Annotated in this window: 24 protein-coding genes, 1 tRNA gene and 1 pseudogene; 20 read left to right on the top strand and 6 right to left on the bottom strand. The window is 57.9% G+C overall.

Annotated elements, in window-relative coordinates; genetic code table 11:
• The first annotated feature begins 187 nt into the window (after positions 1–187).
• From AEQ67_RS15385 to AEQ67_RS15365, 5 genes are all read left to right on the top strand, one after another.
• Positions 188–421, top strand: coding sequence for a hypothetical protein (locus AEQ67_RS15385; protein WP_059404732.1), 234 nt, complete (start codon positions 188–190; stop codon positions 419–421).
• 213 nt (positions 422–634) lie between these two features.
• Positions 635–976: a ribonuclease E inhibitor RraB gene (locus AEQ67_RS15380; RefSeq protein ID WP_059404670.1), complete on the top strand. Its 342-nt coding sequence runs from the start codon at positions 635–637 to the stop codon at positions 974–976.
• 470 nt (positions 977–1,446) lie between these two features.
• Complete coding sequence (locus tag AEQ67_RS15375) at positions 1,447–2,856, top strand: circularly permuted type 2 ATP-grasp protein (protein ID WP_059404669.1); 1,410 nt, start codon at positions 1,447–1,449, stop codon at positions 2,854–2,856.
• Positions 2,857–2,868: 12 nt separating this feature from the next.
• Positions 2,869–3,819, top strand: coding sequence for an alpha-E domain-containing protein (locus AEQ67_RS15370; RefSeq protein WP_059404668.1), 951 nt, complete (start codon positions 2,869–2,871; stop codon positions 3,817–3,819).
• Entirely contained in the window at positions 3,816–4,625 is an 810-nt protein-coding gene (locus AEQ67_RS15365; RefSeq protein WP_059404667.1) for a transglutaminase family protein, read from the top strand. The genes AEQ67_RS15370 and AEQ67_RS15365 overlap by 4 nt, the downstream gene beginning before the upstream one ends.
• Before the next feature lie 199 nt (positions 4,626–4,824).
• Here the strand turns inward: AEQ67_RS15365 and AEQ67_RS15360 are convergent, their stop codons facing one another.
• On the bottom strand, positions 4,825–5,646 hold the full coding sequence (locus AEQ67_RS15360) for a c-type cytochrome (protein ID WP_059404666.1): 822 nt from the start codon (positions 5,644–5,646) through the stop codon (positions 4,825–4,827).
• A gap of 680 nt (positions 5,647–6,326) precedes the next feature.
• On the opposite strand from AEQ67_RS15360, the gene AEQ67_RS15350 reads away from it, so the two are divergent.
• From AEQ67_RS15350 to AEQ67_RS15340, 3 genes are all read left to right on the top strand, one after another.
• Complete coding sequence (locus AEQ67_RS15350; protein WP_059404664.1) at positions 6,327–7,532, top strand: acetyl-CoA C-acetyltransferase; 1,206 nt, start codon at positions 6,327–6,329, stop codon at positions 7,530–7,532.
• 25 nt (positions 7,533–7,557) lie between these two features.
• The gene (locus tag AEQ67_RS15345; RefSeq protein WP_059404663.1) at positions 7,558–9,702 is read left to right on the top strand and encodes a 3-hydroxyacyl-CoA dehydrogenase NAD-binding domain-containing protein; all 2,145 of its coding nucleotides are present in this window, start codon (positions 7,558–7,560) and stop codon (positions 9,700–9,702) included.
• 95 nt (positions 9,703–9,797) lie between these two features.
• Positions 9,798–10,520 carry an amidotransferase gene (locus tag AEQ67_RS15340; protein ID WP_059404662.1) on the top strand — a complete coding sequence of 241 codons (723 nt, stop codon included), beginning with the start codon at positions 9,798–9,800 and terminating at the stop codon, positions 10,518–10,520.
• 98 nt (positions 10,521–10,618) lie between these two features.
• Here AEQ67_RS15340 and AEQ67_RS15335 read toward each other — a convergent pair whose 3' ends face one another.
• From AEQ67_RS15335 to AEQ67_RS15325, 3 genes are all read right to left on the bottom strand, one after another.
• Entirely contained in the window at positions 10,619–11,590 is a 972-nt protein-coding gene (locus AEQ67_RS15335; protein WP_059404661.1) for a magnesium and cobalt transport protein CorA, read from the bottom strand.
• 275 nt (positions 11,591–11,865) lie between these two features.
• Complete coding sequence (locus tag AEQ67_RS15330; RefSeq protein WP_059404660.1) at positions 11,866–12,588, bottom strand: lysophospholipid acyltransferase family protein; 723 nt, start codon at positions 12,586–12,588, stop codon at positions 11,866–11,868.
• A 214-nt stretch (positions 12,589–12,802) separates the two neighbouring features.
• A complete protein-coding gene (locus tag AEQ67_RS15325) occupies positions 12,803–13,492 on the bottom strand; it encodes a crotonase/enoyl-CoA hydratase family protein (protein ID WP_059404659.1) in 690 nt (229 codons plus the stop codon).
• Positions 13,493–13,800: 308 nt separating this feature from the next.
• Between AEQ67_RS15325 and AEQ67_RS15320 the strand changes: the two genes are divergently transcribed.
• From AEQ67_RS15320 to AEQ67_RS15265, 12 genes and pseudogenes are all read left to right on the top strand, one after another.
• Positions 13,801–13,890, top strand: a tRNA-Ser gene (locus AEQ67_RS15320).
• Positions 13,891–14,175: 285 nt separating this feature from the next.
• A pseudogene (locus AEQ67_RS15315) lies at positions 14,176–14,356 on the top strand (hypothetical protein).
• A gap of 53 nt (positions 14,357–14,409) precedes the next feature.
• Positions 14,410–14,814, top strand: coding sequence for a DUF488 domain-containing protein (locus tag AEQ67_RS15310; RefSeq protein ID WP_059404658.1), 405 nt, complete (start codon positions 14,410–14,412; stop codon positions 14,812–14,814).
• A gap of 124 nt (positions 14,815–14,938) precedes the next feature.
• Positions 14,939–16,234 carry a serine hydrolase domain-containing protein gene (locus AEQ67_RS15305; RefSeq protein ID WP_236710343.1) on the top strand — a complete coding sequence of 432 codons (1,296 nt, stop codon included), beginning with the start codon at positions 14,939–14,941 and terminating at the stop codon, positions 16,232–16,234.
• 126 nt (positions 16,235–16,360) lie between these two features.
• Complete coding sequence (locus AEQ67_RS15300; protein WP_236710338.1) at positions 16,361–16,999, top strand: zeta toxin family protein; 639 nt, start codon at positions 16,361–16,363, stop codon at positions 16,997–16,999.
• Entirely contained in the window at positions 16,986–17,168 is a 183-nt protein-coding gene (locus tag AEQ67_RS15295; RefSeq protein WP_059404656.1) for a hypothetical protein, read from the top strand. Before AEQ67_RS15300 ends, AEQ67_RS15295 begins: the two co-directional genes overlap by 14 nt.
• A gap of 101 nt (positions 17,169–17,269) precedes the next feature.
• Positions 17,270–17,590: a YbjQ family protein gene (locus AEQ67_RS15290; protein WP_059404655.1), complete on the top strand. Its 321-nt coding sequence runs from the start codon at positions 17,270–17,272 to the stop codon at positions 17,588–17,590.
• A 148-nt stretch (positions 17,591–17,738) separates the two neighbouring features.
• On the top strand, positions 17,739–17,927 hold the full coding sequence (locus AEQ67_RS15285) for a hypothetical protein (RefSeq protein WP_059404654.1): 189 nt from the start codon (positions 17,739–17,741) through the stop codon (positions 17,925–17,927).
• Positions 17,928–18,238: 311 nt separating this feature from the next.
• The gene (locus tag AEQ67_RS15280) at positions 18,239–18,610 is read left to right on the top strand and encodes a hypothetical protein (RefSeq protein WP_059404653.1); all 372 of its coding nucleotides are present in this window, start codon (positions 18,239–18,241) and stop codon (positions 18,608–18,610) included.
• Between the two features lie 192 nt (positions 18,611–18,802).
• Entirely contained in the window at positions 18,803–19,231 is a 429-nt protein-coding gene (locus AEQ67_RS15275) for a glycine zipper domain-containing protein (protein WP_059404652.1), read from the top strand.
• Between the two features lie 127 nt (positions 19,232–19,358).
• Positions 19,359–19,547: a hypothetical protein gene (locus AEQ67_RS15270; protein ID WP_059404651.1), complete on the top strand. Its 189-nt coding sequence runs from the start codon at positions 19,359–19,361 to the stop codon at positions 19,545–19,547.
• Between the two features lie 97 nt (positions 19,548–19,644).
• Entirely contained in the window at positions 19,645–19,857 is a 213-nt protein-coding gene (locus tag AEQ67_RS15265; protein WP_059404650.1) for a hypothetical protein, read from the top strand.
• 90 nt (positions 19,858–19,947) lie between these two features.
• On the opposite strand, the gene AEQ67_RS15260 is transcribed toward AEQ67_RS15265, so the two are convergent.
• Together AEQ67_RS15260 and AEQ67_RS15255 are read right to left on the bottom strand one after the other, a co-directional pair.
• Positions 19,948–20,340, bottom strand: coding sequence for a hypothetical protein (locus AEQ67_RS15260; protein WP_059404649.1), 393 nt, complete (start codon positions 20,338–20,340; stop codon positions 19,948–19,950).
• Positions 20,341–20,342: 2 nt separating this feature from the next.
• On the bottom strand, positions 20,343–25,211 hold the full coding sequence (locus AEQ67_RS15255; protein WP_059404648.1) for an RHS repeat-associated core domain-containing protein: 4,869 nt from the start codon (positions 25,209–25,211) through the stop codon (positions 20,343–20,345).
• Between the last annotated feature and the right edge of the window lie 33 nt (positions 25,212–25,244).

Raw genomic sequence — 25,244 nt, 5'->3', positions numbered from 1 at the left:
TGGCTTGCCAGCGATGTACACGCTGCGGTTCGTCCGGCCCAGCGCGGTGATCCAATCGCTGGCAAGCCAGCTCCTACAGGTTCGGTATTTTTCATGCCCGCGCGCCGTAATCCGTTTTGAACGATCAGTCAGGGCAAAAGTCCAGATAGTTGTAAGCCCATTTGCGGGTTTGATCGAGGAGGCACTGATGCAAAAGTGGAAAGTCACTTTCGTGGATGATCACGGTGAAACAGTCGATGAAGTCTTTGAGTGCGAGGACTGCCCGAACAACGAGCAGGCCGCCAAACTTATCAAGGCCCGGCTCCTTCCTGTCGCCGCCGAACTGGATCTGAACGATCTGGAAGGGCGAACTACTGATGCGAGTGTCAAAGAGCTCAAATCCCAGAACGCCATTCAAATCCTCGGCATCACGCCAATCTGAACATCTCCTGTCACATTCTCAACCAGACCTTGGCAGCGCCTCTATCTTGGGGCTACTCTGCAATCGAGATCAGCGAACGGATCGCTAAGGTCTGGTCTTGTCAGCTACATGCTTGTGTCCCATTGGCAACTTGCTTGCCGCATCGCGCGCACCATTCGGTTGCGGGCGTCGGGAGTACGGAAAGTCTATCCATCGGTTTGCGGAGGACGTTTCATGAGCACAGCCTATCAAGAAGACATCAGCAGCAGCGTGCTGCGCCGCATGAAAGAAGGCGGTTTTGACTTTTCACGATTCCATCCCATCGAGTTCTACGCCATTTTCCCGGACGAGGAGCGGGCGCGCAGGGCGGCAGGGCATTACTGTGGTGAATCCTTGAATGCACAAATCAGCGTGCGCGATGACGGCGCGTGGTACTTGGAACTGAGCAAAGTGATGTACGCCACCTACGACGGCATCGGCGACTTTGAGCAGGACTTCGAGGCGGTGGTCGAGCCTTTGGGTGGCATCATCGAAGGATGGGGCGTCAAGCAGGAGGTACGAGGGCTACTCGCATAACCTTATGAACAGTGACAACGCTCAGCAACGGCTGACCTTCGGGTTGGCCGTTTTCGTTTGTGCAGCGAAAAGATCGCAGCCTCGTTGCACTCGACAGCTCCTACAGGGGTCCGTGTTCTTCTGTAGGAGCTGTCGAGTGCAACGAGGCTGCGATCTTTTGATCCAGTTTCAAGAAAACAAAAAAAAAAGCCACCTGAGCGGGTGGCTAAAAGGGAAGTTCGGTACGTTTTCCAGCGAATGCCCCAATTATCCGCATCGTCCGCCGGGCAGTGAAATCAACTCTGGCTATGCTGGTGATAGGCGACTCCATTGCGTCGCAATGAAGCGGGGGCGATCAGGTTGGGGCATTTGCCGCACAGGATTGGTGCGGTGTCTGCGGGGCGAATATCCAACTGATTGATATCAAAGCGTTTATGCCGATGGCACGGGCCTTGCGAAGGCCTGCATGTCCGGGTGACAAGGAGTACGGCATGATCCGCACCTATTTTGATGAGATGTACGATGCCGGCGGCCAGGTCCGCCCGCATTATCGGGAGTTTGCCCGTTGGCTGGCCGAAACGCCTGACGAGCTTTTGGCACAACGGCGACGCGAGGCCGATCTGTTATTTCATCGCGCCGGGATAACGTTCACGCTCTACGGTGATGAGCAAGGGACAGAGCGCCTGATTCCCTTCGACACCATTCCCCGCAGCATCCCCGCCAGCGAATGGCGGATCGTCGAACGTGGCTGCATTCAGCGGGTCAAGGCGTTGAACATGTTCCTCGCCGACCTCTATCACGAGCAACGCATCATCAAGGCCGGCATCATCCCGGCCGAGCAGGTGCTGGCCAACGAGCAATACCAGTTGGCGATGCAAGGGCTGGATCTGCACCGCGATATCTATTCCCACATCTCCGGTGTCGACCTGGTGCGCGATGGCGACGGCACGTACTACGTGCTCGAAGACAATCTTCGTACACCGAGCGGTGTGAGCTACATGCTCGAAGACCGCAAGATGATGATGCGCCTGTTCCCCGAGCTGTTCGCGGCGCAACGCATCGCACCTATCGACCACTATCCGAACCTGCTGCTCGACACCCTGAAAAGCTCCAGCCCGATCGATAACCCGAGCGTGGTGGTGTTGACGCCAGGGCGCTTCAACAGCGCATTCTTCGAGCATGCTTTCCTGGCTCGGGAAATGGGCGTTGAACTGGTGGAAGGCGCGGATTTGTTCGTGCGTGACGACAAAGTCTTCATGCGCACCACGGACGGGCCAAAAGCCGTCGACGTGATCTACCGACGCCTCGACGATGCGTTTCTCGACCCGCTGGCGTTCAATCCAGACTCGATGCTTGGCGTTCCAGGACTGCTGTCGTCGTACCGCTCCGGCAATGTCGTACTGGCAAATGCCATCGGCACCGGGGTTGCGGACGACAAGTCGGTGTATCCGTTCGTCACCGACATGATCCGTTTCTACCTGGATGAAGAGCCGATCCTGAAGAACGTTCCGACGTTCCAGTGTCGTAATCCCTCCGAACTTTCCCACGTGCTGGCCAACCTTCCAGACCTCGTGGTCAAGGAAACCCAGGGCTCGGGCGGTTACGGAATGCTGGTGGGGCCGGCGGCGACGGCGGCGGAAATCGAAGCCTTTCGCGCACGGATCAAAGCCAAGCCCCATGCGTACATCGCGCAACCAACGTTGTCTTTGTCGACCTGTCCGACCTTTGTCGAAAACGGCATCGCGCCACGCCACATCGACCTGCGTCCGTTTGTATTGTCTGGCCGCGAAACCCGGGTTGTGCCCGGCGGTTTGACCCGTGTCGCCCTGCGCGAAGGCTCCCTGGTGGTGAATTCCTCCCAGGGTGGCGGAACCAAGGACACCTGGGTGGTCGAGGATTGAAGGAAGCCTGCCATGTTAAGTAGAACTGCCTCGGATTTGTATTGGATGTCGCGTTACCTGGAGCGGGCGGAAAACCTCGCACGGATGCTCGACATCAGTTATTCGCTGTCGCTGATGCCGCAGGACGGCCGTGGTGATGGCTTGCACGAACTCGCCATGCCGTTGCTGATTACCGGCACCCTGGACGATTACCTGGAGCGCCACGGCGAGCTGCACGCCGAACGGCTGCTGCATTTCTTCGCCCTGGACGCGGCCAACCCGGCGAGTATTTACAGCTGCCTCGGCGCCGCACGGGCCAGCGCCCATGCGGTGCGTGGGCGAATTACCGCCGACATGTGGGAAAACATCAACGCCACCTGGCTGGAAATTCGCGGGATCGCCAACCAGGGCTTGAGTCGCTACGGCATGAGCCGTTTCTGCGAGTGGATCAAGGAACGTTCCCACCTGTTTCGCGGCGCGTCCTACGGCACGATCATGCGCAACGATGCGTTTCGCTTCATTCGCCTGGGGACGTTTATCGAAAGGGCCGACAACACCTTGCGCCTGCTCGATGCCCGCTACGAAATGGCTGGCGATCAGGCCGAAGCGGTCAGCGACGGCACGGCCCACGCTTACTACCAGTGGAGTGCTTTGCTGCGGGCGTTGTCATCGTTCGAGGCCTACACCGAGATTTATCGCGATGCGCCCGGCGCCCGGCATGTGGCCGAACTGCTGTTGCTGCGCGCTGACGTTCCGCGCTCGCTGCGGGCCTGCACCGAAGAAATCGATCAGATCCTCGCCCAGCTGCCGGGAGCCAACGGCCGTCCCGCGCAACGCCTGGCCGCGGAAATGGACGCGCGCCTGCGCTACACCGGCATCACCGAAATTCTCGACGAAGGCCTGCACGCCTGGCTGACCGAGTTCATCCCGCTGGTGCGCCAGTTGGGTAACGCCATACACAGTTCCTACCTGGAGGCTGCATGAGACTTTCCATTAGCCACGAGACCACCTATCACTATGAAGATCAGGTGCGGGCGAGCATCCAGTACCTGCGACTGACCCCTCACGACAGCGAGCGCCAGCATGTGCTGAGCTGGCAGCTCGACCTGCCGCGCCCGGTGCGCGCGCAACTCGATCCGTTCGGCAACATCCTGCACGTGCTGACCATGGACGAGCCGCACGAGGCGATCATCATCGGTGCCCGTGGCCAGGTCGACATCGACGAATTGCGCGAAGCCGAGCACGAGAGCCAGTCGTCGCTGCCGTTCTTGCGTTTCACCCGTTTGACCGAGGCCGACGAGGCTTTGCGCGCCTTCGCCAACAAGGAATGCAAACAACGCCGGGATCGCACGGCGTTGATCGATTTGATGCATGGCCTCAACCAGCACATGACCTACACGCCGGGCTCCACCGAAGTCGACACCAGCGCCGCCCAGGCCTTCGCCGGGCGTTCGGGCGTCTGCCAGGACCACACCCATGCGTTCCTCGCCTGCGCCCGCAGCCTGGGAATTCCAGCGCGTTATGTGTCGGGTTATTTGTACAGTGAAAACAGCGAACACCTGGCCAGCCACGCCTGGGCCGAAGCCTGGCTGGATGACGCGTGGTACAGCTTTGACGTGACCAATGAACTGGCACGGCCCGAACGGCATTTGAAACTGGCGGTGGGCCTGGATTACCTGGACGCCTGCCCGGTTCGCGGCATGCGCCGGGGCGGCGGGTGCGAGCAGATGCATGCGAAGGTGTTTGTCTCGCCGACGCCAGTGCCGGTCATCTCCGTCCAGCAGCAATAAGTCAGGACACCGCAGAACCTGTGGGAGCGGGCTTGCCCGCGATAGCGGTTTTCCAGTCACCGTATTTGTGTCTGAAATATCGCAATCGCGGGCAAGCCCGCTCCCACAGGGATCATCGGTGAGCACATATTTGTGTTTTGCGCCGGACCATTGTGGGGGCGGGCTTGCTCGCGAAGAGGCCAGCCCAGGCAACACAAGCCTAGGGCTTAACTTTGCGCCCAACCATATGCTTCAAATACCCCACCAACATCTCAAGATCCCCATCCGGCAACACCTGCGCCGTAAACCCCGGCATCTTCGCCTGCGGCCACTGCCGCAAACTCTGCGGATCACGAATGTAGCGCTTGAGGAAATCCGCGCCGAAATATTCGGTCGGGTTAAACGGAATATTCAAGTCCGGTCCGAACTGCGCATCCCCCGCGCCATTCAATCGATGACACGCCAGACAGTTTTTCTGAAACAGAGCGAAACCCTTGTTGACCGGATCGTCCGCCTTCAACGCAGGATCCGGCAGCAGGGCAGGGAAGCGCTCGGCGACCGGTGTCAAACGCTTAATGGCGGCCACTTGAAACGGCCATTGCTCAGGGCTGATGTTGCCCGCCTGCGGATCGGTCCAGACCAGATAAAACGGCCCGGCACTCGGCTTGCCTTCGGACAGTGGCGGCCATGGCTTGGCCGGGTCTTCAATGGCCAGCCAGGCCCGCGAACCCTTGGTATTGAGCAACGGCGCCGCCGCCATTTCAGCGGCAAAACCGTCCAGCGCCACCGCTTGCAGGTGATCTTCGGGTTTGATGCCGGTCAACAACGCAGCCAACGGCACGGCGCGATAGCTCATGTCCCGTTTGTAGGAAACGTCGTTGGTAATCGTGACGGTCTGGACCTGAGGATGCTTGAGCAATTCCTCGGTCTGCCAGGTGCGACTGCCCGCGCCCAGCTCCAGGTTCAGCTGTGCAGCTAAAAGGGGCGTGCTGAGGAGCAAGGCCCCGAAAAGAATGAGCGTTTTCAAGAGATCGCCGTCCATGTCGTGGAAGTGCCACAAAGGTTGGCACACCCACGCTGGCCCGGGTAGCGAGCCAGTCACATTTTTAATGAGGCGAACAACTCTTTATGAGTACCGGCTTGGCTGGCGCGTCAGTCAGCCGATCACCTTGGTCAGGTTCGGCAAAATCAACAACAGCGTGGTGGCGAATAGAATGAGCCCGGCTTGACGTACTTTCGAATGCTTGAACATGGCTGTCTGCCTTTTTTTGTTATTTCCTGATGCCTGCCTGCATTTCTCCATGACGGCAGAGCGGTGCACTTCCTGTTGTACGAGCGCCTCGGCAAAACCCGACGACAACTTCGTACTGTTCACCTTAGAGCCCGCGTCACTCGTGGTTTAGATCCATTTCGTATGGGCTTGCCATTAAAAGCTCTAAAAAAGGCATGAGGCCTATTGCCAGCTTCTTGGGCGCCCTTTTGCTAGACAGCTTCGTCTCTTGAATTGGTAAATCCGATAGGCGACTACCGTCCGTCTGAGCGTGTCCGTCAACGCCGGTGAGCGCTGCGGTCATTGAATTGGCAGCGGTGCGGAATAAGGTGGAGGCTCCTTAAAAGATCAAAAGATCGCAGCCTACGGCAGCTCCTACAGGGATCACATGTGTATGTAGGAGGTGCCGAAGGCTGCGATCTTTTGATGACAACAACAATACCGAGGATGTCATGACCCAAGCTTTGATTTTCGACGCGTTACGCACGCCCCGTGGCAAAGGCAAGGCCGATGGCGCCTTGCACAGCGTCAAACCGGTGAACCTGGTGGCCGGGCTGCTCACGGCGCTGCAGCAGCGCACGTCTCTGGATACCAGCCAGGTCGATGATGTGGTGCTCGGCTGCGTGACGCCGATCGGCGATCAAGGCTCGGATATCGCCAAAACCGCGGTACAAGTCGCCGATTGGGACGTCAGCGTCTCGGGCGTGCAGATCAACCGTTTCTGCGCCTCCGGGCTGGAAGCGGTGAACCTTGGCGCAATGAAAGTGCGTTCCGGTTTCGAAGACCTGGTGGTGGTCGGCGGCGTTGAATCCATGTCCCGCGTACCCATGGGCAGCGACGGCGGCCCTTGGGCGCTGGACCCGGAAACCAATCTGCACAGCCATTTCACCCCCCAAGGCGTAGGCGCCGACTTGATTGCCACAATTGAAGGCTTCAGCCGTCAGGACGTCGATGCCTACGCGCTGCATTCCCAGCAAAAAGCTGCGCGGGCGCGGGCGGACGGTTCGTTCAACAAGTCGCTGGTGCCGGTGCAGGACCAGAACGGCATCATCCTGCTCGATCACGATGAGTTCATCCGCGCCGAGTCGACCCTGGAGGGCCTGGGCAAGCTCAAGCCGAGCTTCGAGATGATCGGCCAGATGGGCTTCGACGCCACCGCGCTGCGGGTCTATAGCCATGTGGAACGGATCAACCACGTTCACACACCGGGTAATAGTTCCGGGATCGTCGATGGCGCGGCGCTGATGCTGATCGGTTCCGAAGCCAAGGGTCGGGCGCTGGGCTTGCAGCCACGGGCGCGCATCGTCGCCACGGCGGTGACCAGCACCGATCCGACCATCATGCTCACCGGCCCCGCGCCGGCCACCCGCAAGGCACTGGCCAAGGCCGGGCTGCGGGTGGAAGACATCGACCTGTTCGAGGTCAACGAAGCCTGTGCCTCGGTGGTGCTGAAATTCATCAAGGACATGGCCATCGACCCGGACAAGGTCAACGTCAACGGCGGCTCCATCGCCATGGGCCACCCGCTGGGCGCTACCGGCTGCGCCATTCTCGGCACGCTGCTCGATGAACTGGAAACCCGGCGCCTGCGCTACGGCCTCGCGACCCTGTGTGTCGGCGGCGGCATGGGCATTGCCACCATCATCGAACGCCTCTGAGCCCCGACTACAAGGAAATACCTTCATGACCGAAGCCATTCGTTACGAAAAAGGCCAGGACCAGATCGTCGTCCTGACCATCGATATGCCGGGCCAGAGCGCCAATACGATGAACGCGGTCTACCGCGAGGCCATGGCCACCTGCGTCGCCCGACTGGTGGCCGACAAGGACGCCATTGCCGGCGTGATCATCACCTCTGCCAAGAAGACCTTCTTCGCCGGCGGCGACCTCAATGAATTGATCAAGGTCGGCAAGCCCGACGCCAAGGCCTTTTACGACATGGTGCTGACCCTCAAGGGCCAGTTGCGCACCCTGGAAACCCTCGGCAAACCGGTGGTCGCGGCGATCAATGGTGCGGCGTTGGGCGGTGGTTGGGAAATCTGCCTGGCCTGCCATCACCGTGTGGCGCTGGACAATCCGTCGGTGCAACTCGGCTTGCCTGAGGTTACCCTCGGCCTGCTGCCGGGTGGGGGCGGGGTGGTGCGTATGGTGCGGATGTTGGGCATCGAAAAAGCCTTGCCCTACCTGCTCGAAGGCAAAAAAGTCCGTCCGCAACAGGCACTGCAGGCGGGTTTGATCGATGAACTGGCGGCGGATCGCGATGAACTGAGGAGCAAGGCGCGCGCCTGGATCCTCGCCAATCCTTCGGTTACCCAGCGTTGGGATGTAAAGGGTTATCAGATTCCCGGTGGCACGCCATCGAACCCGAAAGTCGCGCAGATGCTGGCCATCGCGCCGTCGATCCTGCGCGCCAAAACCCAGGGCTGCCTGCCGGCGCCGGAGAAAATCCTCTGCGCTGCGGTGGAAGGTGCTCAGGTGGATTTCGACACGGCGCACTTGATCGAAACCCGTTACTTCACTGAATTGACCACCGGCCAGGTGTCGAAAAACCTGATCGGCACGTTCTGGTTCCAACTCAACGAGATCAATGCCGGGGGCTCACGGCCTCAGGGTTTTGCGCCTTACGTGACGCGTCGCGTGGGAGTGCTTGGGGCCGGGATGATGGGCGCGGGCATCGCTTTTGTCAGCGCATCGGCTGGCATTGAGGTGGTGCTCAAGGACATCAGCCTTGCCGCAGCAGAGAAGGGCAAGGCCCACTCGGCGGCGCTTTTGGACAAGAAAGTCGCTCGCGGCCAGATGATCGCAGAACAGCGCGAAGCGATTTTGGCGCGGATCCGTACCACCGAAAACGATGCCGACCTGGCCGGTTGCGACTTGATCATCGAAGCGGTATTCGAAGACCGCGAGCTGAAAGCCAAAGTCTCCTCTGCGGCACAAAAAATCGTCGGCCCGGACGCGGTGATTGCTTCCAATACCTCAACCTTGCCCATCAGCGGCCTGGCCACCGCTGTGCCGGATCAGAGCAAATTCATCGGCCTGCATTTCTTCAGTCCCGTGGAGAAAATGCCGCTGGTGGAAATCATCAAAGGCACTAATACCAGCGACGAAACCCTGGCTCGCGGGTTCGATTTCGTCCTGCAAATCAAGAAAACCCCGATTGTGGTCAACGACAGCCGTGGCTTCTTCACCTCGCGGGTATTTGGCACCTTCACCAACGAAGGCATCGCCATGCTCGGTGAAGGCGTGAGCGCGCCGATGATCGAGACCGAAGCGCGCAAAGCCGGGATGCCGATCGGGCCTCTGGCAATTTCCGACGAAGTTTCCCTCAGCCTCATGAGCCATATCCGCCAGCAAACCGCCAAAGACCTGCAAGCGGAAGGGAAACCGCTGATTGAGCACCCGGCGTTCGCCGTGATTGACTTGCTGCTCAACGAATACAAGCGTCCGGGCAAGGCCGCTGGTGGTGGTTTTTACGATTACCCGGCTGGTGGTCAGAAGCACCTGTGGCCACAGCTGAAAAGCCGTTTCGAAACAGCCGATGGGCAGATTTCGCCGAAGGACGTGCGTGATCGCCTTCTGTTCGTGCAAGCCATTGAAACCGTGCGCTGTGTGGAGGAGGGCGTGCTGACCTCGACGGCGGACGCCAACGTCGGCTCGATCTTTGGTATTGGCTTTGCGGCCTGGACCGGCGGCGCGCTGCAATTCATCAACCAGTACGGCGTGAACGACTTTGTCGCCCGCGCCCAGTATCTGGCCGAGCAGTATGGCGAGCGATTCGCGCCACCGGCGCTGCTGCTGGAAAAAGCCGCCAAAGGGGAGGTGTTTTAAGGGACGGATGACGCATGCCGGGGCTTGCCTTGCCACCGTGTTTCAAGGCAGGCTCTGGGGTGTGCATTATTCCCATCACGTGTCAGGTATTTTTTATGTCGTTACGCATCTGCATTCTGGAAACCGACATCCTGCGTCCGGAACTGGTCGATGAATATCAGGGGTACGGGCAGATGTTCCAGCGTCTGTTTTCGCAGCAACCCATCGCTGCCGAGTTCACCGTGTACAACGTCATGCAGGGCGAGTACCCGAGCGATGATCTGGTCTTCGACGCCTACCTGGTCACCGGCAGCAAAGCCGATTCCTTCGGCACCGACCCGTGGATCGAAACCCTCAGGGCTTACCTGCTGACCCGCTACGAGCGCGGCGACAAATTGCTGGGCGTGTGCTTCGGCCATCAGTTGTTGGCGCTGTTGCTGGGCGGCAAGAGCGAACGGGCGACCCAGGGCTGGGGCGTCGGCACCCACAACTACAAACTCGCCGCCAAGGCGCCGTGGATGAGCCCGGTGCGCGAAGAGCTGACCTTGTTGATCAGCCACCAGGATCAGGTCACCGCGCTACCGGAAAACGCCACCGTTATCGCCTCCAGCGATTTCTGCCCGTTTGCCGCGTACCACATCAACGACCAGGTGCTGTGCTTCCAGGGGCATCCGGAGTTTATTCACGATTATTCGCGAGCGTTGCTGGACATTCGTCAGCAAGTGCTGGGTGAGCAGATTTATCAGAAAGGCGTGGCGAGCCTGGAGCATCAGCACCACGGCACTACCGTTGCCGAATGGATGATGCGGTTTGTGGCGCACAAGCCTGAAACGGTTTAACCCCAAAAGCTTCGCAGGCAAGCCTCGCTCCTACAGGTACACCGAAACCCTGTAGGAGCGAGGCTTGCCCGCGAATCTCACAAACGACCCGGTCTCGGCTACAGCCAACCCGACCTCTTGAAACTCGCCCACAACCCCACACACCCCACCGCAATAAACCCCAAGACCCCGAAATACCCGTAATGCCAACTCAACTCCGGCATGTTCTGGAAGTTCATCCCGTAAATTCCGGCCACCGCCGTCGGGAACGCCAGAATCGCCGCCCACGCTGCAAACTTGCGTTGCACCACACTCTGCCGTGACGCTTCCAGCAACACCCCGACCTCAATCGTCTGGCTGGCAATATCGGCCAGGGTCGTCAGGTCTTCCATCTGCCGCGTCACGTGGATCTGCACATCGCGGAAGTACGGACGCATGTTCTTGTCGATGAACGGAAAGCTGAGCTTTTGCAGTTCCTCGCCGATTTCCACCATCGGCGCCGCATAACGGCGTAAACGCAACACGTCGCGGCGCAGGCTGTGGAGATTCTGAATGTCGCGCTCATTCAGCGAGCTACACATCACGTTGCGCTCAAGCTCATCGATTTCGGCATGAATCGCTTCGCCCACCGGTTGGTAGTTTTCGATCACGAAGTCGAGGATGGCATAGAGAACGAAATCCTCCCCGTGCTCCAGCAGCAGCGGCCGCGCCTCACAACGCTGTCGGACGTGGGCGTAGGACGCCGAGTGACCGTTGCGCGCGGTAATGATGTAACCGTTGCCGGCAAAGATATGCGTCTCGATGAACTCCAGTTTGCCTTCATGCCGGATCGGCGAGTACGTCACGATAAACAGCGCATCTCCGAAGGTTTCCAGCTTCGGTCGACTGTGTTTTTCCAGGGCATCTTCGATGGCCAGTTCGTGCAGGTTGAACTGGCGTTGCAGATTGAACAGTTCCTGGGCGTTCGGCTCTTCGAGGCCGATCCAGACAAAGTGGCCGGGTTTTGCTGCCCAGGCAGCACCTTCGTCGAGGGTGATATTGGTGACTTTCTTACCGGCGCTGTAAACCGCAGCAGCAACAACTCTACCCATGATGGTGGTTCACTTCTTATTAGCAAATGGCAGTGGCAGGCAGCGTTCAGCTTAGCCTTGTCTGCTACTTGAGAGTCAGTGAAATCTGCAGAGTTCGTAGGTAAAAGGCGTTAAGCGAACGCTGACCTTTGTAGGAGCGAGCTCGCTCGCGATGGACGTTAACGATAACGCGTGTTCGCTGGATAAACGCGTAGCCTTCAGATCCATCGTCGGAACGCCGCCCGGAGAAAACTCGCTCCTGCAACTGATTGCATCAGGCCGGGCGGGTTTGTTTATCAGGTAGCTTGCAGCTGCCGATCCATCGAGGCGATGCACTCGCGCATCTGCTCGCGGCACTGGGCGATCAACAGCGGCATGTCATCCAGGCTCAATCCAGCCGTAGGAATCGCCGGCAACGAGCGAATCAAAATCTTCCCACTGCGCCAGCGGTTCAATCGCATGTGTTTGACGTAACTGCTGACGCACACCGGAACAATCGGCACCCCAGCGGCGATGGCCATCTGGAACGCGCCTTTTTTGAACGGCAGCAACTCTTCGCCCAGGTTGCGCGTGCCTTCCGGGAAAACCCAGATCGAAGTGTCTTCGTTTTGCAGCGTGTGGGTCGTGGTCAACATCGACTGGCGCGCCTTCTGCGCATTGCCGCGATCGATCAACACATTGCCCGCCAGCCAGAACAACTGCCCGAACAGCGGCACCCATTTCAGGCTCTTCTTGCCAATGCACACGGTGCGGCGGGGCACCACGTTGCCGAACACAAACAGGTCATAGTTGGATTGGTGGTTGGCGATGATCACGCAACTGTCGGGTTTATCCATCAACGGTCCGACTTCAGCCTTCACCCGCAAACGCAGAATGCACATCGCCGGCCACGCATACAGGCGGGCGCACAAACGGCTGTTGTCCGGGGTGAACGGACGGCACAGGCCCAGAAGTACCCCAAGCACACCGGCCAGAATAAAGTGCAGGCCCATCAACAACATACGAAACACGAACAGCATTTACAGGCCCCACCGGGACAAAAGGTGGCGCAGTGTACGGATGTGCACTGTTTTCGGCAATTGCCGCTATAGAGGTAGGAGATAGCCGATGTTTGAGCGCATGTTTCCGACTTATGGGTCAGACGCTTTCTAGAGCGGTTGTAGGCTTTTAAACAATACGCGTATGAAAAAGCCCGACACGACGGTCGGGCTTTTCGATGCAGCGCGTGCGGGTTTAACCCATATGCTCCTGATCCAGGATGATCGCGTTATCGAGGGTCTCCAGCAGCGCCTTGCGCACTTTGAGCTTGGTGTTCTTGTGCGCGGTCATGTTGATCTTCTTCAACTGACGCGCCGCTGCCAGCGCCGCGCCTTGCAGTTCCTCGGCCGATACCACGACGTCAAGGAAGCCCGCATTCACGGCGCTCTGCGGATTGAACATCTCACCGTTGATCACCGAGCGGTGAAGCGCCGACTTGCTCAGACGATCCCGAGCCAGCTCGATACCGGCGTGGTGCATGGTCATGCCGATCTGCACTTCGTTCAGGCCAATGCTGAACGGGCCGTCGACACCGATGCGGTAATCCACCGACAACAGCAGGAACGCACCCTTGGCCACCGCATGCCCCGGGCACGCGACGATCACCGGGAAGGGGTGCGACAACAGTCGACGCGCCAGGGTCGAACCGGCCGTGACCAACGCCACGGCTTCTTTAGGACCGGCGGTCATCACCTTCAAATCATAACCGCCGGACAGAATCCCCGGCGTACCGGTAATGATCACCACCGCACGATCAGTGACCGCCTGATCCAGCGCAGCGTTAAAAGCAGCAATCACATCCGGCGAGATGGCATTGACCTTGCCATTGCTCAAGGTCAGGGTCGCGATACCGTCTTCGAGATGGTAGGAAATCAACTCACTCATGACGCAATTCCTTGTATGAAAGTTGAGGCAGACGTTACCCACCACCGCAGGTCAGGTAAAGCGCCATGACTGACCCGCCAGTCACGCTTTCCCCGCCCGGCAAGCGGAGCCCGCCGCACCCGCCGTGCATTTCCCTCTATATAGGAGAGGACGCGAAGCCGAAGATTGGCAGGTTTGCCATGGCCTCAAACGCGTCGGAACGACAAAATCGCTAAGCGCATGAAAATTCTGAAAAAAATATTTGCCATCGGAAAAGCTTTCGACTACATTAGCGCGCCTCGACAGACAGAACATGTTTGACGAGATACGGTGAAGTGTCCGAGTGGCTTAAGGAGCACGCCTGGAAAGTGTGTATACAAGAAATTGTATCGAGAGTTCGAATCTCTCCTTCACCGCCAAATTCGATGTAAGCAAAACCCCTGATTTCGAGAGAAGTCAGGGGTTTTGTGGTTTCTGGCGTTTGAATTTCTTGGGTTACGAGGGTATTGGCCCCTCCTGTCAGCGGAGGCGCTTCCGAAATTGCTGTGGGAAAAGTGACTGGCGAGTGGGAAACATCGCTGGAAAGCCAGGTAGTTTGGGGCTTCCATAGGTTTTGATATCTGACATGAGCCACATCGGAGGGGGTATTCGCTATGCGCCTTCAGGGTACAGAATGAATGCAAGGGCACATGCAGGAACTCACCATGAAGCAGGCCGAGCTGGAAAAGGTTCATGTGGATCGTCAAGCTGATCGCTGAGCAGCGCAAGCTGAACGCCGAGGCAGGCAAGATGACCCGTGAAACGTTTTGGTATCCGGTAGCCGTTGCGACTGGCCTGATCGGCACGGTGGCGACCATTACTGCGGTGTTGATCAAGCTTCTATAGTCCTCTCTGTTTAATAACACTCTCGATGAGAGCTTGGTATTTATCAGGTAGTCATGATCCAGTGCAAACATGCCTATACCCCCGCAACTCTCGAAGACGGACGCCGCATCCTCGTAGATCGCCTTTGGCCACGAAATTGTCAGAAAGATCAGTTGCAGTTAAACGCATGGTTACCAGACGTCGCACCTTCTACTCAACTGCATAAGACTTTCAAAACCGGGGAGCTGGATTTCGCACAGTTCACCGTTGCCTATCGTCTTGAACTGGCTGCTCGCCCACAGAATTGGTGGGAGCTTTTGCAGTTTGCCGCAAGGGGCATGCTTACCCTGGTCTATGGGGCCAAAGATCCGCAGGCAAACAATGCCGTTGTTCTCGCTCAATGGTTGGAGGAGGAGCTTGATCGCTTCTCAAGCTCCAGTTCGCCAGTGTGTTATCTGGACGATTTTCCGGAATACTGACTGGCTAGTGGATATCCGCCTAACTTCAGGCTACTTCCGCCCACCTGTTAGACTGCCAAACCCCTCGAACGGATTCGACACCATGTGCCCTCCCTGCGCCGCTTCCCTGCGTTTGGCCAAATCCATGACAGCCGTTTTGATCGGCTTCATGTCCTCCCTTGCCATCGCCTCCACCCCTGCAACCTATCCCGACGCCGCAGCCAGCGATCCTGCAAAACTGGGCTGGATGGTCGGCTCTCCGCCTCCCGCCGATCGCACAGTGCGTTTTGACGATGGCAGCTATTTTCAGTTTCCGGCGATGCGCTGGAGCGTCTCGAACTTCCGTCAGCTCATGCCAACAATCAATGTTTCACGGGGGCTTGGCGCTCCTGTTTCCTTGGCATCGGCATTGCGCGAAGACATCGACGCCATCAGTTTCGTCCCGCTCGGCGCAAAGGCGTCGATGACATGGGATCAATCCCTCGCAGCGACCTACACCGACGGCATCCTGGTGATGCACCGTGGGAAAGTTGTCTACGAACGTTACTTCGGCGTGCTGAAACCCGACGGTCAGCACGCGGCGATGTCGGTCACCAAATCCGTGGTTGGCACGCTGGGCGCAATGTTGGTGGCTGAAGGGCGTATCGATGCAAACAAGCACGTTGCCGACTACGTCCCCGAACTCGCGGGTTCCGCCTTTGGCAGCGCCACGGTGCGCCAGGTCCTGGACATGACGACGGGGCTTAAATACAGCGAAGACTACGCCGACCCGAACGCCGAGGTCTGGGCGCATGCAAAAGCCGGCAGCCCTTTGCCCAAGCCCAAGGACTACACCGGGCCGCGAAGCTACTACGAGTTTTTGCAGACCGTGCAGTTGCAAGGTCAACACGGCAGCGCGTTCGGCTACAAAACCGTCAACACCGATGTATTGGGCTGGGTCATCGCTCGAGTGACCGGCCGCAACGTCGCGCAATTGTTGTCGGAACGTATCTGGAGTCGCCTCGGCGTCGAGCAGGACGCCTATTTCACGGTGGACTCGATCGGTACTCCGTTTGCCGGCGGCGGTTTGAACACCAGCCTGCGCGACCTCGCACGATTTGGCGAAATGCTGCGCAATGACGGCCAGTTCGAGGGTCAACAGATCGTGCCAAAAGCGGTGGTGGACGACATCCGTCGTGGAGGCGATAAACAGGCGTTCGCCAAGGCCGGTTATGACTTGCTCAAAGGCTGGAGTTATCGGTCGATGTGGTGGGTGACGGACAAGGAGGGCGGCGCGTTCATGGCGCGCGGCGTTCATGGCCAGCGCATCTATGTCGACCCGAAGGCTGAGATGGTGATCGTTCGTTATGCCTCGCATCCGGTCGCGAGTAATTCGGCCAATGATCCTGTTACGTTGCCGGCATTTGATGCGCTGGCTCGGTATTTGTCGAAATTGCCTTGATGAGCATTGATATGACTCCCGAAGAAAAAGCAATTGAAGAGGAGGCCTTTGAGTTCGCGAGAGCAAACCGAGCCAGATTAGCGAGGACAATCGCTGACACCGGCATGTTTCCTGCGGACCTCACCATTGACCGTTTTCATGGCGGGGTCCCCCGGGGCAGGGAAAACCGAGATATCGAAAGCGATGGTGGAGGTTCTTGAACAGGGCATTCCGGGTGTCCCGGCAAAGAAAGTTCTACGAATTGATCCTGACGACTATAGGTGTTTGATTCCGGGTTACTCGGGTGGAAATTCTTATCTTTATCAACGCGCCGTAACGAAGATTCTGGAAAGGGTTTTAGATCGGGTATTCGAAAAGCGGATCTCGTTCCTGCTCGACGGGACGTTGGCCAATATCGACGTCGCGAAGAGAAACATCAGTAGGGTATTGGCGAGTCAACGAATCGCTCAGGTTATTTATGTTTATCAGGAGCCGAGACTTGCTTGGCAGTTCGTTCAGGCGCGTGAGATTACGGAAGGACGTAACATCCCTTTGGATGCATTTGTGGCTCAGTATCTTGCTGCAAGGAGAAATGTAGTTGAGCTTCGCAGATGTTACGGCGAGCGGTTTTTCGTGGATTTGATCATCAAGAATACGGATGGCACGGCTTCGTTCTTCGAAGGTGGCGTCAGCGTGGAGCAGATTGACGCTCTCATTCCCGACACCTATGATCAATTTGAGCTTATCGAGCTGTTAACCGGAGTACATATTCATGAACGCAGCTAAAGACGGGGCTTCCAGTCCCTTGGCTGACTTTTTCACCAAGGCATCCGCAGAGACCAAACGGGATGTCTACAATGCTGTGATCAACAAAGCTATTGCTTCTCAACGGGATGTTATTGAGAAGGCTGAGGCGATCAAGAAGGTGAAAAAGGCGTCCGAGAAAAATGGCTAAAGATTAGCGATACCTGAATTTCGAAGCCCAGCCGATGCTGGGCTTTTTTATTTTCGTCAAACCTTTGGGGGGAAACGCGCCTCTATGAACAAGGAAATCTCATGATCACCACCACAACCCACACCATCGAAGGCCGGCAAATCACTGCGTACCTGGACATCGTCAGCGCCGAGTCGGTGCAGGGGGTCAACGTTGTCCGCGATATGTTCGCCGGGATGCGCGATTTTTTCGGTGGGCGCTCGCAGACGTTGGAGCGGGCGTTGAAGGAAGCGCGTATCCAGGCCACTGACGAAATCAAGGAACGGGCGCGGGCGCTTCAGGCGGATGCGGTGGTGGGGCTCGATTTCGAGATCAGTATGCCGGCCGGGAAGGGTGGGATGGTGGTGGTGTTCGTGACCGGGACGGCGGTCAAACTGCGGTGAGCCTGACGAGAGGCCATTCGTCGGGCGTTCAGCAATCTGAACTACAAGTCCAGTAATGACCGGCTAGTCTCAAAATCCTTGGTGGTCGATATTTTTCAGGCAAATAGGGCTTGCCGGTGTCGATCCCGTTTTTGAGAGGGGCGAATTTATGACTGATCCGTATATCGAAGACGACGGGGCAGAGTTTCCGATCAACAATTGCGTGCAGTGTGGCCAGACGGAGTACGTGGCTGGCTTCGGTGAAGACCAGGCCGAGGTTGGCAAGATGAAATCCAAGGTAAGCGGAGGACCGAAGGCGAAATTCTTGCCCAAGGTAACGGCGCCTGCCAGGAAGTGATGAAACCACCGGACAGACCCCGTCATCGAACGGGGTTTTTTTATGTCTGGAGGATGTGTGACAGCGAACGTTTCGGGCGGCGTCTTTCACAAAGTTTTCACAACGTCTTACGTAGGCTCAACTCATCCGTTAGAAAGCAACTCCTAGCCCGTTCCCCAGCGGGCTTTTTTTTGCCTGCCATAAAACCTTTTCCATAAATGCTGTCCAATCGTCGCTATTTGCGAGGAGAGGACGTTTTTGTGTGGACGTTCCCTGCGCTAAAGCTTTCAATCCCCGGCTTTCGGTTTCCCCCTATTTTTGAGGTTTTCGTCATGCGTTTAACACTGCCTGCTTTGGTTCTTGGGCTTCTGGTTGCTCAAGGTGCGATGGCTGCTGGTGACGGCACTGCCGCGATCGGCGGTGGTCTGGGTGGCGCGCTGGGCAACGTGGTTGGCCAAAGCATGGGCGGCAGCACCGGTGCAGCGATTGGTGCAGGCGTTGCAGGTGCAGCGGGCAGTGCCGTTGCCGCACGCAAAGGCAGCCGTACTAAAGCAGCCATTGGCGGCGGCGTTGGCGCGGCCGGTGGTTCGGTGATCGGCAACAGCCTGGGTGGCAAGACTGGCTCCACCATCGGCGCAGGTTTGGGCGGCGCATTGGGCGGCGGCGTGGGTAGCAACCTGGCCAAAGGTCACAAGCGTCACTGATCGAAATCGATCCAATGAAAAGCCCGGCTTGATGCCGGGTTTTTCGTGTCTGAATGTGTCATATCGAGCGCTTCGCACGCCATCGCGGTCCAACCCTTATCGCTGACGGGATTCAGCGGGCGCAGGTGCTAGACTCACGCCCATCCGCAGCGCGTTCTCTTCACCCCCGATGCGAAATTAGAGGTTCAAATCATGCGTTTGACATTGTCCACAGTGGTTCTGGGACTTTTGGTCGCTCAAGGTGCAATGGCTGCCGGTGACGGCACAGCTGCAGTTGGCGGTGGTATTGGCGGTGCGCTGGGTAACGTGGTCGGCCAGCAAATGGGCGGCAGCACGGGTGCAGCAATCGGCGCCGGCGTCGGCGGCGCGGCGGGCAGTGCAGTGGGTGCCAAAAAAGGCAGCCGTACGGAAGCCGCCATCGGCGGTGGTTTGGGCTCAGCTGGCGGCTCGGTGATTGGTAACAGTCTCGGTGGCTCGACCGGCTCTACCATCGGCGCAGGCCTGGGTGGTGCGGCGGGTGGTGCGGTCGGTAATAACCTGGGCACCGACAGTGGCAGTTCTCATTCGGGTAACGGCAACAAAAATAAACATCGGAACAAGCACAGAAACAAACATCACTAAATCGACCTCGAATCACCGCAAAAACCCGGCCTCGTGCCGGGTTTTTCGTATCTGTGGACTGGACGTCGGAACGTTTGGCCGCAGGTTACCTCGAACTTCATACACCCTGAACGTTATGAGGCAAGCCATGACTCCTGAAACCGAAGGCAAGGAAGAAAAAGGCCCGAGCGGGCTTCCGTTCATTAACGACCCCGGCAACGAAGACCCGGGTTCGCTGATGGATGATGCGACGGTGCCGCTGAACGATTCCGATGACGCGGGTGATGTGGGGAACCTCGAATATGAAGAAGAGGAGGAGGACGAAGAAGAGGATTGATCAGCCTGGTGACCGATCGTCTCTCTGATCGAACGCGCGCATTGCACCGCTCTCGAAATATCAGGGCCTGCTTTTCAGGCTCTTCGAGAGGTGCCCTATGAACTCTGTTCCGAAAAACGCAGACATCGATGAAACCCCCGAGTATCCGCTGCCGTCACCCACGGATTCGTTGAGCCGCGATCAACGTCCGCCGGACGATGACACTGAGGTGGAGCAAGTGCCTTCGGATGATGTGAAGCGTGGGGATGTTGAGGCGCTGCCAGATGACCCGGACATTGCGGGTGAGGATGGCTCGGGTGAGCCGAGTTGAGCTGAAAGACATTTGACGAATGTCACGACTCTAGCGTCCCTTGCAGGACGCTAGTCATTCCGTCGTAGAGTTCCAAAAGACTCGCCCCTTTTATTCCATTAGAGAATCGATCCAGCGCCTGTAAAAATCCCTTTGTTGTTGGATGTCATTTGTGATGTCTGTCTCTTCAACGTCGAAGATGTTAACTATGTCTTCAGTTTCGGTTGGTTTTCCCATGCGAAGTTCATACGCCACAACGCCACCGGACATTTGCGATGCCATACGTGAGGGATGCACATTGAGTTTGGCGCCTTTGCATAAAAATTTTGTTTCAGGGAAATCAGCCCGTAACAGCCCAAGGCACTCGTAAAGGTCATCAGCTGCGTATGTTTTTCTCAGGCCGTTTTTAGCCGTAAAAACTAATGTCAGATTTTTTCGGTCGCATTCAATTGAAACCGTTTCGGTGACTCCGTGGGTGTTTGTAGCTATCGCTATAGTTTTCATAACTACTTCCGGTATGGGTTAGGGGTGGAGTAGCCCACATAGCTACCATCGGCGTTGACAGGGGTCACGCCAAGTATGTCGCGGCTATCTACTCCTCCCGGTAAAGCGATTTCAACCTCGTTCCTATGAGGAGAAAGCACGCCGAGCCTTTTATTCACATCTATTCCGCGAATGTTTTTTATTACATAGACGAAGCCATCATCAAAGCCGTAGCCCGTCGCGAACTTTATGGCCTCCTTCATCGAGGTCGAAGCACTGACAAAAAAGCTGGGAGGACTTCTGTTGTCCATCGCATGTAAGTAGAGATCCATGCTCTCTCCCAAGGGCTCAAATCCCGTTTCGAAAATCTCCCAGTCTTCCCGGGAATCTCCGCGGTACAAGTACTTGTTCTTTGGTTTCGTGGATGGGGTGAGGGGTTCCCCCTCATCAACCCTAGCCTTCCCCGCCGGCTCTTCATCCCCAAACGAAGGCCTCTTACACCCATCACCCCCCGGACACTCATTCAACCCCAACGGATCAACCCAACCCGTCGGATTCAGCCCATACCGATACCCATTCAACCCTCCCGCCAGTTTGATCGGGTCCTGGGTCAGATACCGTCCAGTCTCCGGATTGTAGTAGCGATGCCGGTTGTAATGCAGGCCGGTTTCCGCATCGAAGTATTGCCCTTGAAACCTCAACGGCTGGTCGAGAACCTGGTGGGTGTCGCGGTTGAGGCGGGGGGGGCGGCCATAGGCGGGGTATTGGGCGGCCCAGATGATGTCGCCGCTGTAGTCGGTGAGCTCCAGCGGTGTGCCGAGGTGGTCGAGTTGGTAATAGAACGGGCACGCCTGGCGCGGGCCTTTGCCGTCGAGCATGGCCAGCGGTCGGAAGCTGCCCGGTTCGTAGACGTAGCTGCGGTAATGCTCGCGGCTACTTTCGGCGACTAGTTTGTCGCCCTGCCAGAAAAATTCGGTGGTGTTGCCGTCGACGGATTTGCTGATGCGGCGGCCGAAGGCGTCGTAGCGGTAAGTCGCCTGGCTGCCATTGGGCAGGGTGACGCCGATCAGTCGATGCTGGCAGTCGTAGCGGTACTCGGTGATCAGTTTTTGCGCGGTGCCGCGGCGTTCGCGGATCAGGTTGCCGAAGGCGTCGTAATCGTAATGGCGATCACCCTGCATCAACAACCGATTACCCAAAACCTTCGCCGCGCCGGGGCGGTCTTGCATCAGCAGGTTGCCCGCCGGATCGTGGGCAAAGCTTTCCGGTTGGTGATCGCGGGAGTGGCGAACGCGGATCAGGCGGTCGAGTGGATCGTATTGGTAGCTGCGCTGGCCGTGTCGCGTGTCGGCAATGGCGTCGAGGTTGCCATTGGCGCTGTAGGCATAGTCACGTCGATGCAGCGGTTGTCGGTGTTGTCTGACGGTGTGAGCGTTCAGACGGCCCTGATCGTCGTACTGATAGTCGCTGAACAATAGACCTTGTTGACGGTTTTGTTCGCGGCCGGCAAGGAATGTATGTGACGTCAGTCGGGCGCCATTGAGGTCAATGGCTGACAGCGCGCCGCCCTTGGCGTGGTGGTAATCGAGTTTGCTGTTGTCCGGCAGTCGCAGGTGGTTGAGTCGGCCGCAGGCGTCATAGGCATACCGCAGAGTGCCCCAGCCTTGGTGCTCGGTGATCAGGCGATCCTGAGAGTCGTACTCGAACTCCAGCGGATGATCGTGACCATCATCGACACTGACCAGTCGGCCAAGGCTGTCGTAGCGATATTCGATCTTGACGCCGTCGGGCAGCGTCTTGACCAGCAGCCGGCCCGCCGAGTTGCGCTGATATCCCGTAACCCGCTGTGAACCGTCATCACCGAACTCGGTTTTCTCCAGCAACTGACCGTTGAGGTCATAGGCATAGGCGGTGCGTCGACCGTCAAAACCGGTTTCCTGTCGGATCAATCCGTTGGGCGTGTAGTCCAGTTGGTACTTTTCGCCGGATTCGTTCTCGACTTCCGTCAGCAAAAGCCGGGCGTTGTCGTAGCGATAACGCAGTTGTGTGCCATCGGGATTGATCCGGCGACTGACCAGGTGCAGGTCTTCGGCATACTCAAAACGGGTAATGCGGCCCAGTTCATCGCGTTCGGCGGTGATCTTGCCGTAGGCGTTGTAGCTGAACGCGCGACTGGCACCTGTAGGGAGCGTCGTCTGGATCAGTCGGCCGACAGCGTCCCACTGATAACGGGTGACGGCACCGTGTTCATCCTGACGAGTAATCTGCCGGCCCAATGCATCGTAGGAAAAACGCCGTTGACCACCGTCCGGCAAGGTCTCTTCGAGTAGCTGTCCCAAGGCATTCCAGACGAACACATGCCGACTGGTGTCCGGGGAGCGGATCGACAGCAGCCGACCTTTTTCGTCGTAGTAACAGTGGGTGACATGGCCCTCGGGGTCGGTCGCTTCTGTGATGTCCCCCTGGGCATTGCGCTGATACTTCCACACCGCTTTGCCGCGATACCGCGCATGTAGGAAACCATTGCGATATTGGTAGGTAGTGGGCTCATCTTCAGGTGGAATCTGCGCGACCAGCCGACCCATCTCGTCATAGCAATATCGGGTAATCGCCCCGAGCGGATCCTGCTCGGCAATCAACTGACCTTCATCGTCGTAGGACTTTAGCTGCTCGCCACCCTCCGGCCCGACCTTGCGCACCAGCCGTGCCCGATCGTCATGGGCGTAAACCTCTTCGCTACCATCGGCGTTCCGGACGATGACGCTACCGTGGTCATCCCAAACGTAGCGCGTGTCCATCTGCGAAAATGACGCCCAATGCCGGACGCATCGCGCAGCCTTGCCAGACCTTTCCCACTCCCAGAAGAAGCTCGCCCCACCGGCCAGTTGCCGCTGGAGAAGGACTTGCTGGTCGTCGTAGTCGTAGCGTTCGCTTTCGCCGGCGGCATTTGTCGCTTCGATCAAGCGATGACAGGCGTCATAGCGGTAGGTAACCAGTGTCTGTTCGGTACGCCAGGTGTCTTCCTGAGTGTCGGCTGGATGAAAGCTCTGATAATCGACGGCGATCAGATGCCGACGTTCATAACGCAATAGCAGGGAGCGCCCGGCGCCGTTGTCGAGGCGTTTGATCCTGTCAGAAGTGTCACGCTGCACCGTCAGTCGATTGCCATAGGCATCGCTGATCGCCGTCAGGCGTCCTGTACGAAAGTGGAGAAATCGCGCTTTCTCACCAGCCAGTGCGAGGATCAGCTCTTCCGGCCCGCCCCCCAGATAAATCGCCGCCCGTGACAGGCTGTTGTGGATCGCCGGGCGTTCGATGTTTGGCAGCGGAAAAGTGGTGCGACGGTTTTCGTGGTCGCTCCAGATGACGCTGTCGTTATCGATGTCCAGACGATGCGCGAGGCTGTGACTCCAACCAAAGCCGAGTCCGCAATCGAATTCGGCGGCGCTGGTGCGATAGAGTCGGGTGAAATCGAACGGTAAATTGCCGTCCAGCGAACCGTCGGTCAGCGTGAGCAACTCTTCGCCCGTGACCATCGATACCGGACAACCGCTGGTGCAGGTCAGCACTGAGCAATCGGCACTGTCGCCGTTGGGGTTTTTCGCCTGAGCAGGGGCGTCATCGCGATGCTCCTGTCTGGCAACCCTGGTCATGGCCCGGGACTTGTCGCGAGCAATGGCGAGCGGATTGTTCACCAGCACCACCGGTGAATCGGTGGTAGTTATCCGCAAAGGAACCGTAGGCGCAGGTTTGAGCGGCGCATTTCGGGCGCTGACCATCAACGGTTTGAGCACACCCGCGTGCGCATTGAGGTCAGACCCGGCCATCAGCCCGGACAGGCGCAGGCCTGCACCCGCCAGCCATTCCCGGGCTCGCGCAGACTTGATCTTGCCCAGAACTTCGGCGCTCAAGCCGAGTTTCAAGCCTGCGGGACCTGTAAGGCACACCAGCAGAAAGCTGATCAATATGCCTGTGCGGATTTCCGCTACGACTTCGGCAACGTGTTGCGGCGGCAACATCCTCAGCCAACTGGTGAAGGCCGCGAGGTAAATGAACATCAACGGCTCGTCGCTCAACACCAACAACACAGTGGCGATGGCTTCAGCCGAGGCGTTCAGCAGTGTTTCGAGTTCGCTCTGGGTCAGGTATTCAAGGAGCTTTTCGCTGTTGGCCTGCAGATCCGCTATCAGGGCGTAGAGCTGCTTCACGTCATCCCATACACCGTTCAGCGAATTCTCGAAGCCACGCCAGTCAGCCCGTTGCAGCATGCCGTAGCGTTGGGTTAATCCAGCGTTGGAAAATGCGGTCCAAAGCGGCTGGAACTCGGTGGCCCACTCGTTACGCAGCCAGCCTTCCAGCTCGCCGATCACACCTTGATAAGAGGCATAGAGCGCTTTGACGTGCTCGGCCGAAACATTGGGGAAAAAAGTGATGCGGTAGCGATGGCCACGCCAGCATTCGGGAATTTCGAGGATGCCGCTGGGGCCAATGGTTTCGTGGATGGGCTCAGCGAGCGTCAATTCTCCATCGCGCTGCGAGATGATGCGTTCGAGCATGACCGGCGTATTACCGATCGGCACGAACCTCGCGGCCTCAAACATATGCACCAGGGTCAATGGACCGTTGGCCGGGCACATGGCGACTGTCGAACTGACCGGGGTGGTGGAATCCTTCGGCGCGCTGAGTCGGACGTCGTTACCCACCGTGAATACTTGCTCGACATCAAGCACCGAACCGGTCCAGAAATTTTCCGCCCAGGCCTCATAATCATTGAGGCAGAGCCGAAAATCAGCCATCACTGTTTCGATATCCGGCTGCTCGGGGTTCATGGCGGCGACCACCAGCAGGCCGATGCTGTTGTTCAAGGCCAGGAGCTTATCGGGGTCGAACATTCGCAGCCTCTCGCACGGATCGATTTGGGTCGC

The sequence above is a fragment of the Pseudomonas sp. RIT-PI-q genome (assembly GCF_001297125.1).
Lineage (GTDB): Bacteria > Pseudomonadota > Gammaproteobacteria > Pseudomonadales > Pseudomonadaceae > Aquipseudomonas.
Note: the sequence above shows the minus strand (reverse complement) of the source record. Positions and strands in the feature narration are given on the sequence as shown.